The organism is Roseomonas aeriglobus (assembly GCA_016937575.1).
Classification (GTDB): domain Bacteria; phylum Pseudomonadota; class Alphaproteobacteria; order Sphingomonadales; family Sphingomonadaceae; genus Sphingomonas; species Sphingomonas aerigloba.
Genome location: JAFHKN010000002.1, coordinates 2,036,023 through 2,051,876, shown reverse-complemented (window position 1 = coordinate 2,051,876; position 15,854 = coordinate 2,036,023). Strand labels below are relative to the sequence as shown.

The window sequence follows — 15,854 nt, the reverse complement described above, 5'->3', positions numbered from 1 at the left end:
GTGGCGGTGGGCAGCGATCAGCCCCGAACCCGCTTTCCCACCTCAACCGCATCCCGCCGCCGCAGATAAGGCGCCACCAGATTGCGCGCGCGGTAGAATTGCTGGCGTTCGGGATCGATCGTCTCGAAATTCCCGATCACCCGCCGGCAGTTCGCCGACCGACACCCGCAGATCATGTGCCAGTTCGATTCGGTCAGCGTGGTCGAATAGTCCCACGTCACTTCCTCGCCCGCTGCAATGTCGCGGATCGCGACCAGAAAGACGCCCTCGCTGGTGAAGCGCAACCCCGCGTTGGGGTCGCAGCTGTGGTTGACCAGATCGTCGAGCCATCCGGACGGGCCCATATAATGGTCGGGTGTCACCTGGACATAGCGGTCGGACCCGCCGCGCATCAGGCCGGGCACCTTGCCCGCGGCCAGCCGCCGGCCGGTGAATTCGAGCAGCGGTTCGCCCTCGGCAAAGCTGCGGCCTGCAAAGACCGCCTTGCCGAGGTGCGTCTCGCCGACGGTGAACATCGCCGCAGTCCGACGATAGTCGCCCAGCGCGTAGGCGCCGCCGCGGCGCGCGAGCGAGCGCAGCGGATTGATCGTCCCGACACCAATCATCACCCAGACGCTGGCGTGACACAGCAGCTCGACGATCAGATAGGCATATTCGCCCGCGCCCTCGCCGCCGTGGCGGGCGGCGACGATCAGTGTCGCCAGGTCGCCCACCGTCCATAGTCCCCACGCCGGCGAGCGTTCGCGGGTCCGGTCGGCGACGACACTGGCCCAGGTCGGCAGGAAACTGACAGGCACCGCCGCGACGACCAGTATATGCGCCCAGAACGCCTCGCTGAAGATCAGCCACAGCGCCAGCGCGGCGAGGCAGACGAGGACGCACAGCGCCTCCGTCACGCTCGGCATCGCCCACGCCGATCGGCGCCAGATGCCGATAGTGACGGCGATGCAGGCGATGGCGGACACGACGAACACCGCGGTCTGCACGGCGCCCGGGTTGACCGCCCAATAGGTCGCCGCCTCCAGCCCCGTCGATGCGCTCCAGATCAGCCAGGAGGCGCGATTGGGGGCGACCAGATCACGGCGAAGGCCAGCCAGATAGGTCGCGTAGCCCGCAAAATTGCAGGCGATCGCAAACCATACCCAAGGCTCGAACCCCGTCACCGCGTGCAGCACCCCCTGCGCCGGCGTTTACCATCCCCGGAAACCATCGTCCACGGACAGCGAACAGAACGCCTGCGGTCGATTCAGGAACGTAGCATGAATCCTTCGCCAAATTCCCCGAACTGGGCGCAAAATCCCCGTTTGAGGCATGCAATCCCCTTGCGGGATTAGTAGGTTTCGATTACCAAAATCGCAGAGGGGCACTCTCCCGTTTTGGATGGTCGGGATTCGAAGGTGGCGCCGGGCTGCTTTCGAAGGCGGGAGTGTTTTGCCGCTCGTGGGGCGAACGGGCGTGACGGACTTCGAGCTATACGAAGGCAGTGCACTGCAGGGTGTCGATGCGAAGGGTCGCGTCGCCATCCCGGCCGACTTTCGCGCGGTTTTCGAAAAGAACAGCGACGCGCGCACCATCGTCATCGGCATCCACCCGACGCTGCCGTGCCTGCGCGCCTATGACTTGACCTGGTCGCGCATCAATTTCGAAGAGATCCGCGAAGCGATGCGCAGCCCCGATGCGGACGTGCGCAAGCTGGCCGAACAGCGCAACGCCGATTTCTCCGACGTCGATCGCGCCCCGTTCGACCCCTCGGGGCGCTTCGTGCTGGACGAGTTCTTCCGCCAAGAAGCGAAGATCGAGGCGCCCGGCTGGGCGTTCTTCTCGGGCGACGCGCAGACCTTCAACATCTGGAATCCCGAGATCCTGATGGCGCAGACCGATGGGGTCAGCGCGGTCACCCGACGCCGCTGCGCGCATCTGATGGCCAACCGCAAGGTGCGCGCATGACCGCCGCCGCGCCGCATATCCCCGTCCTGCTCGACGAAGTGATCGACGGCCTGCGCCCCGCCCCGGGCGAAGTGCACGTCGACGCGACCTTCGGTGCGGGCGGTTACACCCGTGCGATCCTCGCGACCGGCGCGCAGGTCATCGCCTTCGATCGCGATCCCGACGCCGTACGCGAAGGGCAGGGGGTCGTCGCCGACGCCGGGGGCGCGCTGACGCTGATCGAGGCGCCCTTCTCGTCGATGGCCGCCGAACTCGCCGCGCGTGATGTCGAGCGTGTCGATGGCGTGACGATGGATATCGGCGTGTCGTCGATGCAGCTCGACCGCGCCGACCGCGGCTTCTCGTTCCAGGCCGACGGCCCGCTCGACATGCGGATGAGCCAGTCGGGCGAGAGTGCGGCCGACTTCGTCAATACCGCCGACGAAGCCGCGATCGCCGACGTGCTGTACCTTTACGGCGAGGAGCCCAAGTCGCGCCGCGTCGCCCGCGCGATCGTGGCTGCGCGCCCGATCACGCGGACCAGCGAGCTGGCGAGCGTCGTGCGCAAGGCGCTGGGTCACAAGCCGCATGACAAGAAGGATCCGGCGACCCGGACCTTCCAGGCGATCCGCATCCATCTGAACCGCGAGCTCGACGAACTGGCCGACGGGCTGCGTGCGGCCGAAGCGCTGCTGCGCCCCGGCGGGCGGCTCGCGGTGGTCAGCTTTCACAGTCTGGAGGACCGCATCGTGAAGCGGTTCCTGCGCGAGCGGTCGGGCAGCACGCCGGCCGGCTCGCGGCACCTGCCGGCGGTGCAGGCGGCGAACGCACCGACGTTCGAGGCGCTGTCGAAGGCGATCCGGGCGGACGAGGCCGAACTGGCGCGCAACCCGCGCGCCCGGTCGGCGACATTACGGGTGGCGCGGCGGACGTCCGCTGCGGCGTGGGGCAGATGAGTTTTCGTAACGTGGGCGTGGGGCGTGTGAGGAGTACAGGGCAATGGCAGTAAGCGGCTTCAAGGGGTTCGGCTGGTTGCTCGGCATCGCGATCGTGTCGCCGACCTGCTATATGGTGTCGTCGCAGGTCGCGGCGGAGCGCGGGCGCGTGGAGGCGGTCGAAATGGCCATTCTCGACGCGAAGAAGGATATCCGCGCGCTCGAGACCGAGTTCGACACCCGCGCGAACCTGGCCCAGCTGGAGCGGTGGAACGGCGACATCCTGTCGCTCAGCGCGCCGCGCCCGGAGCAGTATGTATCGAGCGACGCCCAGCTCGCCACCCTGCGCCCGATGGAGGGGGGCACCAGTACGCCTCGCTCGTCGTTCCCGCCGCGACCGACCTCGCGCTTGCCGAAGTGAAGCCGGTCGAACAGCCGGCGGTGAAGATCACGCTGCCCAAGACCAACCCGGTCCAGACCGCCCAGGCCGCGCCGGCGCCGACCCCCGCGATCTCGCGTCCGACGCTGCAAAAGGCAGTCGCCACCACCGTCACGTCGAAGCCGCGCGTGCAGAAGGTTGCGATGGTCGATACCGGCCTGCTGAGCGATGCGACGTTCGGCGACCTCGTCTCTAGCGCGCGCCGCGAACGGGGGACCCTGCGTTGATCGTCCTGGTCGCGCCGCAGTCGAACGACCGCCGTCGCGAAACCGGCCGGCATTCGCTGGTCGCGGTGGCGCACGTCCGACTGATGATCCTGATGCTGTTGTTCGCCTTCGCGAACCTGGCGATCATCGGGAAGCTCGGTTACCTCGCCATCTCGGCGGAACCCGCGACGACGCGCGATGCGGCCGCTGCGCTGGTGCCACTGCGCGGCGACATCGTCGATCGCAACGGCGCGCCGCTCGCGCGCACGATCGATGCCTGGTCGATCGGCATCCAGCCGCAGAACGTCATCGGCGACAAGATGGAGCTGGCGCAGAGGCTGGCCGAGGTCATGCCGGATCAGGGTGCCGACGCCTATTACCGGATGCTCACGTCATCCTCGCGGTTCGTGTATTTGAAGAAGCGCGCGATGCCCGAACTGGTCAGCGCGGTGAATGCATTGGGCAACCCGGGCATCATCTTCGCGCGGGAGCCCGAGCGGCTCTATCCGCAGTCGAGCCTGGCGGCGCAGGCCATCGGCTATGTCAACGCCGACCGTCAGGGCGTGCGTGGCATGGAACGCGTGCTGAACGAGCGGCTGACTGCCGACGCCAGTCGCGCACAGCCGGTCGCGCTGTCGATCGACGCGCGCGTGCAGGGGGCGCTCGACAGTGAACTCACCCGCGCGATGGTCGCCTATCATGCCGTGGGCGCCGCCGGCGTCATCCTGGATGTGCACACCGGCGAAGTGATGGCGATGTCGTCGCTCCCGACCTTCAACCCGAACAAGGTCCAGTCGGGCGACGGCGGCATGAACAACATGACGCAGAGCCGCTATGAACTCGGTTCGGCGTTCAAGCCGATCGCGATGGCGGCGGCGATCGATTCGGGCGTGGTCACCGATATGTCGCGCCGCTTCGACGCGACCCAGCCGCTGCCGATCGGTCGCTTTCACATCAAGGACGACCACGCCCAGAAGCGCTGGCTGAACATTCCGGAGACGCTGATCTATTCGTCGAACATCGCGACCGCGCGCATCGCCGACGAAATCGGCCGCGATCGCATGGAGGCGATGTTCCGCAAGATGGGCTTCGACACCGCGCCCGATATCGAAATCGAGAAGGCCAAGCCGCTCTGGCCGGTCAACTGGGGACGCGCGACGACGATGACGACGGCCTATGGCCACGGCATCGCCGTCACGCCGCTGCACCTGGCGAGCGCCTATGCTGCGCTGGTCAACGGCGGCGTGTGGCGTCCCGCGACCATGATGAAGATCGACCCCGGCCAGGCCCCGGCCGGTCGACGCGTCATCAGCGAAGCGACCAGCGCGCGGATGCGCCAGTTGCTGCGCCTGATCGTCACCGATGGCACCGGCAAGAAGGGCGAGGCCGCGGGCTACCGCGTCGGCGGCAAGACCGGCACCGCGGAAAAGCCTGGCGTCGGCGGCTATTCGAAGCACGTCAACGTCTCGACCTTCGCTGCGGCTTTCCCGATGGACGCGCCGCGCTATGTGGTGATCGTGATGCTCGATTCGTCCCAGCGCGTTGAAGCGAATTCGTTCCAGACGACCGCGGCCTATACCGCCGCGCCGGTCGTCAGCCGTGTCATCAGCCGCACGGGCTCCCTGCTGGGCGTCCAGCCGAGCCTGACCCGCGACGTCGACCTGTCGGACATGAAGCCGCTGATCTGGCGCGCGCCCGCCGACAAGCACGGCGAGGCGGAGTGAAGCTCGGGGCGCTCACCGGCGATGCCGAGGACGCGACCGTCACCGGTTTTGCGATCGACCACCGCAAGGTCGCGCGCGGCACCATCTTCGGCGCGTTCGAAGGCGCGCGGGTGAATGGCGAGGATTTCATCCCCGCCGCCGTCGCCGCCGGCGCGATCGCGGTTGTCGCGCGGCCGGGCGTGACGGTCGAGGGCGCGGTCCACATCGCCGCGGACAATCCGCGTGAGCGTTTCGCGCAACTAGCCGCGCGCTTCTTCGCCCCGTTCCCCCAGACGACCGTCGCGGTCACCGGCACCAACGGCAAGACCTCCACGGTCGAACTGACCCGCCAGCTGTGGCGCTTTGCCGGCTATCATGCGGCATCGATCGGGACGCTGGGGGTGACGACCGCCGATGATCGCGTGACGACCGGGCTGACCACGCCCGATGTCGTGACCTTCCTGTCGAACGTCGCCGGGCTCGCGCGCGAAGGCGTGACTCATGTCGCGTTCGAGGCGTCGAGCCACGGGCTCACCCAGTACCGCACCGAAGGTCTGCCGGTGCGCGCTGCCGCCTTCACCAATCTGAGCCGCGATCATCTCGATTATCACGGCGACATGGCGGCCTATTTCACTGCCAAGCTGCGATTGTTCGCCGAAGTCGTTGCCGACGACGGTGCGGTGGTGGTGTGGGCCGACGACCCGAATTCGGAGCGGGTGATCGACCTGGCCCGTGCGCGCGGTCTGAAATTGCTGACCGTCGGCGAACATGGCGACACGCTGCGGATGATCGGGCGCGAACCGACCCTGCTCGGGCAGGGGTTGACGATTGAGGCCGGTGGCAAGACGCACACGGTGATGCTGCCGTTGATCGGTGCCTACCAGGCCGCGAACGCGCTGACCGCGGCGGGCCTCGTCATCGCGACCGGCGGCGATGTGGCAGCGACGATCGCGGCGCTCGGCCGGCTGCAACCGGTGCGCGGGCGATTGGAGCGCGCGGTCATCACCGCCGGCGGCGCGCCGGTCTATGTCGATTATGCCCACACCCCCGACGCGCTCGATGCCGCGATCGCTGCGCTGAAACCGCATGTCGCGGGCCGGTTGATCGTCGTGTTCGGTGCCGGCGGCGATCGCGACACCGGCAAACGCGAACCGATGGGCGAGGCTGCGGCACGCGGCGCGGACGTCGTGATCGTGACCGACGACAACCCGCGCTCGGAAGATCCGGCCGCGATCCGAGCCGACGTGCTCAAGGGCGTGCCGGGTGCGATCGAGATCGGCGACCGCCGCGCGGCGATCGCGGAGGCAGTGCGGATGGCGGGGCCGCAGGATATCGTGCTGGTCGCAGGCAAGGGGCACGAGCAGGGCCAGATCGTCGGCGATCTCGTCCTGCCGTTCGATGATGTCCAGGTCGCGCGCGAGGTGGCGGCGTGACCCGCCACCCTCGATCGTCATCCCCGCGTAGGGGCCCCCACGAACTATTACTTCGTGGGGTGCCCCGGAGGCGGGGATCAATTCTGGCTGGCTTCTCGACTCAAAACGGCCACCTGCGCCAATTTACCCCCGCCTTCGCGGGGGTGACGGTTTATAGGGAGGGGCTATGACTCCCCTCTGGACCTCCACCGAAATCGCCGCCGCTACCTCCGGCCGGGCGAACCAGGACTTCGGCGTCACCGGCGTCACCTTCGACTCGCGCGAAGTCGGCCCGGGCGACCTGTTCCTCGCGCTGACCGGAGAGGCGACCGACGGCCACCGCTTCCTGGGCGGCGCCTTCGCCAACGGTGCGGCCGGCGCGGTAACCAGCGAGGGCGTGACCTATCCCGCGGTGCGGGTCGATGACACGATGGCGGCACTGGAGGATCTGGGCCGCGCCGCACGCGACCGGGTCGACGCGACCATCATCGGCGTCACCGGATCGGTCGGCAAGACCGGCACGAAGGAAGCGCTGGCCGCCGCCCTTGACCGCGCGATGCCGGGCCGGGTCCACTGGTCGGTCAAGAGCTACAACAACCATACCGGTGTGCCGCTGTCGCTCGCCCGCATGCCGCGCGAGACCAGGTTCGGCGTGTTCGAAATGGGCATGAACCACGCGGGCGAGCTGTCGGTCCTGACCAGCATGGTTCGTCCGCACGTCGCCATCGTGACCGCCATTGCACCGGCGCACACCGCCTTCTTCTCGGGCGAGGAAGCGATTGCGGACGCGAAGGGCGAGATCTTCCAAGGCCTGCAACCCGGCGGCACCGCGATCGTGCCGTTCGACAGCCCGCACCGCGATCGGCTGCTGGCGGCGGCGCGGCCCTATGCCGGCAGGATCGTCACCTTTGGCAGCGGGGCGGGCGCCGATGTCCGCGCCGTGGAGACGATGCGCGTCGAAAGTGGCGGAACCTTCGTCACGGCGCGCGTCCATAATCGCGAGCTGAGCTTCACCATCGCCCATCCCGGCGTGCATTGGGTGTCGAATGCGCTGGCCGTGCTCGCCGCGGTCGATGCGGCGGGCGGCGACCTGGGCTTCGCCGGCCTGGCGCTTGCCGACTTGGCCGGCTTGCCCGGGCGCGGGCAGCGCTTCCTCGCGCGGGTGGCCGGTGGCGAGGCGCTGGTGATCGACGAGAGCTACAATGCCAATCCCAGTTCGATGCGCGCGACGCTGGCGGTCATCGCCCAGGAGGATCGCCGCCGCATCGCCGTGCTCGGCGGCATGCGGGAACTGGGCGACGACAGCGCCGCCTATCATGCCGCACTTGTCGGACCTATCGACGAAGCGGGTATTTCCCACGCCATATTGGTGGGTGCGGAGATGCTGCCGCTGGCGCAAGCGCTTGAGGGGCGGATGGATTTCGTCCATGTGCCCGATGCCGCAGCGGCAAGGGCGCGTCTGATCGACGTGCTCGCGCCGGGGGACGCGGTGCTCATCAAGGGTTCGAACGGGATCGGGTTGTCGGCGGTGGTCGCCGCGCTCAAGACCCCGGCAATGGCAGGGACGGGGGACTGATGCTCTACTGGATCGCCGAACAGCTCGGCTTTCCCGGGGTCTTGAACCTCGTCCGCTACCTGAGCTTTCGTTCGGGCGGGGCGGTGGCGACCGCGCTGCTGATCGGTTTGCTGATCGGGCCGAAGTTCATCGGCTGGCTGCGCGTCCGCCAGGGCAAGGGGCAGCCGATCCGCCTCGATGGGCCGCAGACCCATCTCGCGAAGGTCGGCACGCCGACGATGGGCGGGTTGCTCATCCTGACCTCGCTGTCGTTGAGCGTCTTCCTGTGGATGGACCTGCGCAACCCCTATGTGTGGGCCTGCCTGTTCGTGACGCTCGGCTTCGGGATGATCGGGTTCCTCGACGATTATGACAAGGTGCGCAAAGCGAGCACCGCGGGCGTCTCGGGCCGGGTCCGCCTGCTGGGCGAATTCGTGATTGCAGCGGCGGCCGCCTGGGTCATCACCCGCTACAACGGCACCAACCTGTACGTGCCCTTCTTCAGCTATTTCTCGGTCGACCTCGGGCCGCTCTACATTGTGTTCGCCGCCTTCACGATCGTCGCCTTCGGCAACGCGGTGAACCTGACCGACGGCCTGGATGGTCTGGCGACGATGCCGGTGATTATTGCCAGCGTGACCTTCATGATCATCGTCTATTTGGCAGGTAACGCACGCTACGCCGCGTATCTCGGGATTCCGCATGTTCTGGGCGCCGGCGATCTTGCCATCTTCTGCGGGGCGGTCATCGGCGGCGGGCTCGCCTTCCTCTGGTACAATGCGCCCCCGGCGGCGGTGTTCATGGGCGATACCGGCAGCCTCGCGCTCGGCGGCGCACTCGGCACCATCGCGGTGACGGCGCACCACGAGATCGTGCTGGGCATCGTCGGCGGGCTGTTCGTCGTCGAGGCGATGAGCGTCATCATTCAGGTGTTCTTCTACAAGCGCACCGGCAAACGCGTGTTCCGCATGGCGCCGATCCACCATCATTTCGAACAGCTCGGCTGGTCGGAGCCGACCGTCGTCATCCGCTTCTGGATCATCAGCCTCGTGCTGGCGCTGGCCGGCCTGTCGACGCTGAAGCTGCGGTGATTACGAGCAGCGCCTGGGCTGATAGGAAATACGCCGTCCTGGGCCTGGCCCGCTCGGGCGCCGCGACGGTGCGTGCGTTGGTGGCGAGCGGGGCGGAGGTGGTCGCTTGGGACGCGAACGAAGGTCGCCGCACCCAAATCCTCCCCGGCACGGGGAGGGGGACCGGCGAAGCCGGTGGAGGGGGCGCGCCTCATGGTGCGTCTCTCGTGGATAGCCCCCTCCACCAGCCTGCGGCTGGTCCCCCTCCCCGTGCCGGGGAAGATCTCGTGCTCGCCGACCCGCTGACCATCGACCTGACCGGCTTCGCCGGCGTCGTCGTGTCGCCGGGCGTGCCGCTCAACCGTCACCCGATCGTTGCCCACGCCGGTGACGTCCCGATCATCGGCGACATCGAACTCTTCGCTCAGGCGCGCGCCGAGCTGCCGCCGCACAAGGTCGTCGGCATCACCGGCACCAACGGCAAGTCGACCACCACCGCGCTGATCGCCCATATCTGCGAGACGGCGGGGCTGCCGACGCGGTTGGGTGGCAACATCGGGCTTCCGATCCTCGAACAAGACCCGCTGCCCGAGGGCGGGGTCTATGTCCTCGAACTGTCGAGCTATCAGATTGACCTGACGCACAGCCTCGACTGCGACGTCGCGGTGCTGCTGAACGTCACGCCCGACCACCTCGACCGCTACGATGGGTTCGAGGGCTATGCCGCGTCGAAGGCGCGGCTATTCGCGATGCAGTCGACCGGCCATGCCGCGATTATCGGTATCGGCGACGAGGCCTCCGCAGCGGTCGCCAAGCAGGTCGCGCGCGCCGGCCGCGCCGAAGACGTGGCCAAGATCGCGCCCGGCGTCTGCATGGATCAGTCGCGTTGGCCGGCGCTACAGGGCCCGCACAATGCGCAGAACGCGCTTGCCGCGATCGCCGCGTGCGAGGCGCTGGGCATCGACAATGCCGCGATCGACCGGGGTCTCGAGAGCTTTCCCGGCCTGCCACACCGGATGGAACGCGTCGCGACCGTTAACGGCGTACTCTACGTCAACGACAGCAAGGCGACCAACCCGACCTCGACCGCGCCCGCGCTGGCGGCGTTCGACCGCATCCACTGGATCGTCGGCGGGCAGGCCAAGACCGACGATCTCGACGCGTGCCGTGCAGGCTTTGGCCATGTCGCGCACGCCTATGTCATCGGTGAGGCGGCGCCTTTGTTCGCGCGGTTGCTCGAACGCGACATGCCGGTGTCCCAAAGTGGGACGCTTGAACAAGCCGTTCGCGATGCCGCGGCGAATGCGCGAGCGGGGGAGACGGTGCTGTTGTCCCCGGCCTGCGCCTCGTTCGACCAGTTCAAGGACTATGAAGACCGCGGCGCCCGTTTCCGTGTCGCTGTCGAGGCGCTAGCATGACCGACATGGCGCGCTCCTCCTCTTCCAAGGGTTTTCGCAGTCGGGTCGACGAACGGCTCGGTCGCGGCAACCGCGGACCCATCGCGATGTGGTTCTGGGAACTCGACCGCGTCCTGCTGCTGCTCGCGTTCCTGCTGATCGCGATCGGCCTGATCGCGGTCGCCGCGGGCAGCCCGGCGACGGCACAGCGCTATTCGGGCCTCAACCATCAGCTGGCGCCGATGTATTATTTCTGGCGCCAGGTGATGTGGGTCGCGGTGTCGATCCCGGTCCTGCTGCTATTCTCCATGCTGCCCCCCGTCGCGGCGCGGCGATTCGCCTTGGGGGCCTGCGTCTTCTTCGGCCTGTTGCTGCTCGTCACCCCGTTCGTCGGCGTCGAAGTGAACGGCGCCCGGCGGTGGATCGGCGCGGGCATCGCCCAATTCCAGCCGTCGGAGTTCCTGAAGCCCGTCTTCATCGTCACCATCGCATGGATGCTGTCGTTGCGCGCACGCGACCCCAGCCTGCCGATGGTCCCGGTCACCTTCGCACTGACCGCGGTCGTCGGCGGCGCGCTGATGCTTCAGCCCGATTTCGGCCAGACGATCATCTTCGGCAGCGTGTGGCTGATCCTGCTGATGGTTGCCGGCGTGAACCCGAAGATCATCGGCGGCATGATCGGGGCTGGCTTGGTCGGCATCGTCGCGGCCTATGTGTTCTACGACACGGCGCGCATCCGCATCGACAACTTCCTGTTCCCCGACCACGGCGGGCCGGGCGCGGACCATTATCAGACCGACATGGCCCATGCGACGATCACCGCCGGCGGGCTGACCGGCACGGGGCCGGGCGGCGGGGTGGTGAAGTTCCGCCTGCCCGAAGCGCATACCGATTACGTCTATTCGGTGGTGGGGGAGGAATTCGGCCTGCTCGCCTGCGCGGTCATCGCTATCCTGTTCTTCGCCATCGTCGCGCGCGTGTTCGTGAAGCTGCTGGACGAGGAAGACGCTTTCCGCCTGCTCGCCGCCGCCGGTCTCGCGTCGCAGTTCGGCGTGCAGGCGACCATCAACATGGCGGTGAACACGGGGCTGGCGCCATCGAAGGGCATGACGCTGCCGTTCATCAGCTACGGCGGATCGTCGATGATCGCGCTGTCGATCGGCATGGGGTTGCTGCTCGCCTTTACCCGCCGGAACCCGTATCTGCACCGATCACCCTACATCGTTCGGTAAGTCCACCCAGATGCCCAAGTCTCGTCACTACGTCCTCGCCGCCGGCGGAACGGGCGGCCATATGGTGCCCGCCGCGGCGCTGGCGGCCGAACTGACCCGTCGGGGCCACCGCGTCGCGCTGGTCAGCGACGATCGCGGCGTGCGCTTTCCCGACCTGTTCGACGGTATCCAGACGCATGTGCTGCCGGCCGGCCGTTTCGCCGGCGGGCCGGTCGGTTGGTTGAAGGCGGGGCGCAAGATGCTCGCCGGCCGGGCGATGGCGCGTGAGCTATACCGGAACTTCAAACCCGCAGCGGTGATCGGCTTCGGCGGTTACCCTGCCTTCCCGGCGCTGCTGGCGGCGTTCGCGGAAAACATTCCGACGATCATTCACGAGCAGAACGCCGTGCTCGGCCGCGTCAACCGGCTGGTGGCGGGCAGGGTCGCCGGCATCGCGACCTCCTACGCCGACGTCGCGCGGCTGAAGTCGGCGTACAAGGCCAAGACTCACCTCGTCGGCAATCCCGTGCGCGACGCGATCCTCGAGATCCGCGAGCGGCCCTATCCGATGCTGGATGAAGACGGGGTGTTCCGCGTGCTCGTCACCGGCGGCAGCCAGGGGGCGACCATCCTCAGCCAGGTGGTACCCGATGGGCTTGCGCTGCTGCCCGTTCACTTCCGCCGCCGATTGCAGGTGACGCATCAGGCGCGGATCGAGGATATCGACGCTGTGCGGGCGAAATATGCCGAGCACGGCATCCCGGCCGAAACCGCGACCTATCTGCCCGACATGCCCGAGCATCTCGCGTGGACGCATCTGGTCATCGCGCGCGCAGGTGCATCGACCATTGCCGAACTGACCGCCGCCGGTCGTCCCGCAATTCTGGTCCCGCTGCCGATCGCGACCGACGACCACCAGACCGCCAACGCGCGCGAGATCACCAAAGCGGGCGGTGCGCGCACCATCGCCCAACCGGCCTTCACCGCAGCCGAACTCGCCAAGCAGATGCAGCGCCTGGGCCTCGACACCGACGGCCTGGCCAACGCCGCCACCCGCGCGCGCAGTTGTGGCCGCCCGCATGCGGCGCGCGATCTGGCCGATCTGGTGGAGAGCATCGATGCCCAGCCGGCACGGCCGCCGGTGGTGAGTCCCCAGCGCAAGGAGGCCTTCGCGTGAGCGGCGAGTTTACGATCCTCTCCTGCAAGGGGAGGTGGCAGGCCGCAGGCCTGACGGAGGGGTGTCGCGCTATCGATGGGGGGGACACCCCTCCGTCGCGCTCCGCGCGCCACCTCCCCTTGCAGGGGAGGAACGAGCTTTGAAAGGCGTCGCGACCGACATCGGGACGATCCACTTCGTCGGCATCGGCGGCATCGGCATGTCGGGCATTGCCGAGGTGATGCACAACCTCGGCTACCAGGTGCAGGGCAGTGATGTGGCCGAGGGCTATGTGATCGAAGGCCTGCGCAAGCGCGGCATCGCGGTCACGATCGGCCATGCGGCGGAGAACGTCACCGACGCCGCGGTCGTCGTGACCTCGACCGCGGTCAAGCGCGGTAACCCCGAAGTCGAAGCCGCGCTCAGCAACCGCATCCCGGTCGTCCGTCGCGCGGAAATGCTCGCCGAGCTGATGCGGCTGAAGTCGACCGTCGCGGTCGCCGGCACGCATGGCAAGACCACGACGACGTCGATGGTCGCCGCGCTGCTCGATGCGGGCGGCGTCGATCCGACCGTCATCAACGGCGGGATCATCAACAGCTATGGCTCCAACGCCCGCCTGGGTGCGAGCGACTGGATGGTCGTCGAGGCCGACGAGAGCGACGGTAGCTTCCTGCGTCTCGACGGCACGATCGCGGTCGTCACCAACATCGATCCCGAACACCTCGACCACTATGGCAGCTTCGAGCGTGCCAAGGACGCTTACGTCGAGTTCGTCGAGAACGTCCCTTTCTACGGCGCGGCATTGCTGTGCCTCGACCATCCGGAAGTGCAGGCGCTAATCCCGCGCGTCCGTGATCGGCGGATCGTGACTTATGGTTTCGCGGCAAGCGCTGACGTACGCGGGGTCAACGTCCAGCCCTATCCCGGCGGCAACCGGTTCGAGGCGCTGATCCGCCACCGCGATGGCTCGGTCCGTTCGATTGAGGGCATCGAACTGCCGATGCCCGGCCGCCACAACGTCCAGAACGCGCTGGCGGCGATCGGCGTCGCGCTGGAACTGGGCATCGACGATGCGACGATCCAGAAGGGGTTCGAGCGCTTCTCGGGCGTCAAGCGGCGCTTCACCAAGGTCGGCGAAGTGGCCGGTGCGACGATCATCGACGATTACGGCCACCACCCGGTCGAAATCCGCGCGGTGCTGTCGGCGGCGCGCGAGAGTGCGCAGGGCCGCGTGATCGCAGTCGTCCAGCCGCACCGTTTCTCGCGGCTCGGCAATCTGATGGACGACTTCCAGGGGGCGTTTAACGACGCCGATGCGGTCTATGTGACCCCGGTCTACGCCGCGGGTGAGGCGCCGATCGAGGGCGTCGATGCCGATGCGCTGGTCGAGGGGCTGAAGCGTCGCGGACACCGCCAGGCCGCGACCGTGGCGGACGCCGACGATCTGGCAGGCGTGCTGGCGAATGACCTTGCCCCCGGCGACCAGGTCATCTGCCTGGGCGCGGGCGACATCACCAAATGGGCCGCCGGTCTGGCGTCAGCAATCGAAGGGAAGCGGGCATGAGCGATTTCTTTTCGATCGCGATCGACATGCAGCGCGAGATCCTGCTGGCGCAAAAGGCGCAGCTCGATGCCGCGCAGAAGATGCTCGATGCCGGCAAGCAGGTCGCCGCCGCGCAGGACGTAACGCAGAAGGCGGCCGAGGCGAATGTGAAGGCATTCCAGGCCTGGGCAAAGCTATGGGGTTGGAAGTGACCGAAATCCTCCCCGGCACGGGGAGGGGGACCGCCGGCGTAGCCGGTGGTGGAGGGGGGGCGCCTCTTGGTGCAGCCCTCGCGGAGAGCCCCCTCCACCAGCCTGCGGCTGGTCCCCCTCCCCGTGCCGGGGAGGAGCTTAGCGTCAGCGGCCGTCTGACCCCCAATGCCCCGCTCGCACCCCTCGTCTGGTTCAAGTCCGGTGGCGCCGCGCAGTGGCTGTTCGAGCCGGCCGACGTGCAGGACCTCTGCGACTTCCTCCGCGCGCTCGCGCCCGATGTGCCGGTGATGGCGCTCGGGCTCGGCTCCAACCTGATCGTCCGCGATGGCGGCGTCCCCGGCGTCGTCATTCGTCTCGGCAAGCCGTTCGCCAAGGTCGCGGCGGATGGCCTGACGCTGACCTGCGGCGGCGGGGCGAGCGGCATCCTCGTGTCCTCCACCGCACGCGACGCGGGTATCGCGGGCGTCGAATTCCTCCGTTCGATCCCCGGCACGGTCGGCGGCTTCGTGCGGATGAACGGCGGCGCGTACGGCAAGGAGACCGCCGACGTACTCGTATCCGCCGACGTGATCCTGCGATCGGGCGAGCGGCGGACGCTGGCGGTCGAAGAGCTGGGCTACACCTATCGCCACTCGACGCTGCCCGATGGCGCGATCGTGGTCGGTGCGACGTTTCGCGGCGAGGCGGGCGAGCCTGCCGCGATTCAGGCGGAGATGGACTGCATCGCTGCCGCGCGCGAGGCGTCGCAGCCGCTGCGCAGCAAGACCGGCGGATCGACCTTCAAGAACCCGGACGGTCACAAGGCCTGGGCGTTGGTCGACGCCGCCGGCTGTCGCGGATTGACGCGGGGCGGGGCGCAAGTCAGCGAGAAACATACCAATTTTCTGTTGAACACCGGCGACGCGACGAGCGCGGATATCGAAGGACTGGGCGAAGACGTGCGGGCACGGGTGAAGGCAACCAGCGGGGTCGAGCTGGAGTGGGAAATCCAGCGGGTGGGGATAAGTCTCCCTCTCCCCTTCAGGGGAGAGGGCCGGGGAGAGGGGCATGACCAATGAAGCCTTCGCTCGCGGCACTGCCCCTCTC

General features: G+C 67.9%; 15 protein-coding genes. 14 read left to right on the top strand and 1 reads right to left on the bottom strand.

The genetic code is table 11. The annotated features are described in order from the left end of the window. Window positions 1-17 precede the first annotated feature (17 nt). Window positions 18-1,163 (bottom strand): SET domain-containing protein, encoded by a 1,146-nt coding sequence (locus tag JW805_10300; GenBank protein MBN2972406.1) that lies wholly within the window; start codon window positions 1,161-1,163, stop codon window positions 18-20. Between the two features lie 292 nt (window positions 1,164-1,455). Here JW805_10300 and JW805_10295 point away from each other — a divergent pair, with 292 nt between their 5' ends. The 14 genes from JW805_10295 (at window position 1,456) to murB (ending at window position 15,826) form a co-directional block, all read left to right on the top strand. Next, a complete protein-coding gene (locus JW805_10295; protein ID MBN2972405.1) occupies window positions 1,456-1,947 on the top strand; it encodes a hypothetical protein in 492 nt (163 codons plus the stop codon). Then, window positions 1,944-2,882: a 16S rRNA (cytosine(1402)-N(4))-methyltransferase RsmH gene (gene rsmH, locus JW805_10290; protein ID MBN2972404.1), complete on the top strand. Its 939-nt coding sequence runs from the start codon at window positions 1,944-1,946 to the stop codon at window positions 2,880-2,882. The genes JW805_10295 and rsmH overlap by 4 nt, the downstream gene beginning before the upstream one ends. A gap of 43 nt (window positions 2,883-2,925) precedes the next feature. Further along, window positions 2,926-3,282 (top strand): hypothetical protein, encoded by a 357-nt coding sequence (locus tag JW805_10285; GenBank protein ID MBN2972403.1) that lies wholly within the window; start codon window positions 2,926-2,928, stop codon window positions 3,280-3,282. Further along, window positions 3,279-3,527, top strand: coding sequence for a hypothetical protein (locus tag JW805_10280; GenBank protein ID MBN2972402.1), 249 nt, complete (start codon window positions 3,279-3,281; stop codon window positions 3,525-3,527). The genes JW805_10285 and JW805_10280 overlap by 4 nt, the downstream gene beginning before the upstream one ends. Further along, window positions 3,524-5,230 carry a penicillin-binding protein 2 gene (locus tag JW805_10275; GenBank protein ID MBN2972401.1) on the top strand — a complete coding sequence of 569 codons (1,707 nt, stop codon included), beginning with the start codon at window positions 3,524-3,526 and terminating at the stop codon, window positions 5,228-5,230. Before JW805_10280 ends, JW805_10275 begins: the two co-directional genes overlap by 4 nt. Further along, on the top strand, window positions 5,227-6,642 hold the full coding sequence (locus JW805_10270) for a UDP-N-acetylmuramoyl-L-alanyl-D-glutamate--2,6-diaminopimelate ligase (protein MBN2972400.1): 1,416 nt from the start codon (window positions 5,227-5,229) through the stop codon (window positions 6,640-6,642). Before JW805_10275 ends, JW805_10270 begins: the two co-directional genes overlap by 4 nt. Window positions 6,643-6,808: 166 nt before the next feature. Continuing rightward, entirely contained in the window at window positions 6,809-8,197 is a 1,389-nt protein-coding gene (locus tag JW805_10265; protein ID MBN2972399.1) for a UDP-N-acetylmuramoyl-tripeptide--D-alanyl-D-alanine ligase, read from the top strand. Continuing rightward, window positions 8,197-9,267, top strand: coding sequence for a phospho-N-acetylmuramoyl-pentapeptide-transferase (locus JW805_10260; protein MBN2972398.1), 1,071 nt, complete (start codon window positions 8,197-8,199; stop codon window positions 9,265-9,267). Before JW805_10265 ends, JW805_10260 begins: the two co-directional genes overlap by 1 nt. Window positions 9,268-9,533: 266 nt before the next feature. Continuing rightward, window positions 9,534-10,664 carry a UDP-N-acetylmuramoyl-L-alanine--D-glutamate ligase gene (gene murD / locus JW805_10255; GenBank protein MBN2972397.1) on the top strand — a complete coding sequence of 377 codons (1,131 nt, stop codon included), beginning with the start codon at window positions 9,534-9,536 and terminating at the stop codon, window positions 10,662-10,664. Continuing rightward, window positions 10,661-11,875, top strand: coding sequence for a cell division protein FtsW (locus tag JW805_10250; GenBank protein ID MBN2972396.1), 1,215 nt, complete (start codon window positions 10,661-10,663; stop codon window positions 11,873-11,875). Before murD ends, JW805_10250 begins: the two co-directional genes overlap by 4 nt. A 10-nt stretch (window positions 11,876-11,885) precedes the next feature. Continuing rightward, complete coding sequence (gene murG, locus JW805_10245; GenBank protein ID MBN2972395.1) at window positions 11,886-13,031, top strand: undecaprenyldiphospho-muramoylpentapeptide beta-N-acetylglucosaminyltransferase; 1,146 nt, start codon at window positions 11,886-11,888, stop codon at window positions 13,029-13,031. 139 nt (window positions 13,032-13,170) lie between these two features. After that, window positions 13,171-14,577 (top strand): UDP-N-acetylmuramate--L-alanine ligase, encoded by a 1,407-nt coding sequence (locus tag JW805_10240; protein MBN2972394.1) that lies wholly within the window; start codon window positions 13,171-13,173, stop codon window positions 14,575-14,577. Next, entirely contained in the window at window positions 14,574-14,768 is a 195-nt protein-coding gene (locus JW805_10235) for a hypothetical protein (protein ID MBN2972393.1), read from the top strand. The genes JW805_10240 and JW805_10235 overlap by 4 nt, the downstream gene beginning before the upstream one ends. Continuing rightward, complete coding sequence (gene murB / locus JW805_10230; protein MBN2972392.1) at window positions 14,753-15,826, top strand: UDP-N-acetylmuramate dehydrogenase; 1,074 nt, start codon at window positions 14,753-14,755, stop codon at window positions 15,824-15,826. Before JW805_10235 ends, murB begins: the two co-directional genes overlap by 16 nt. Window positions 15,827-15,854: the final 28 nt, after the last annotated feature.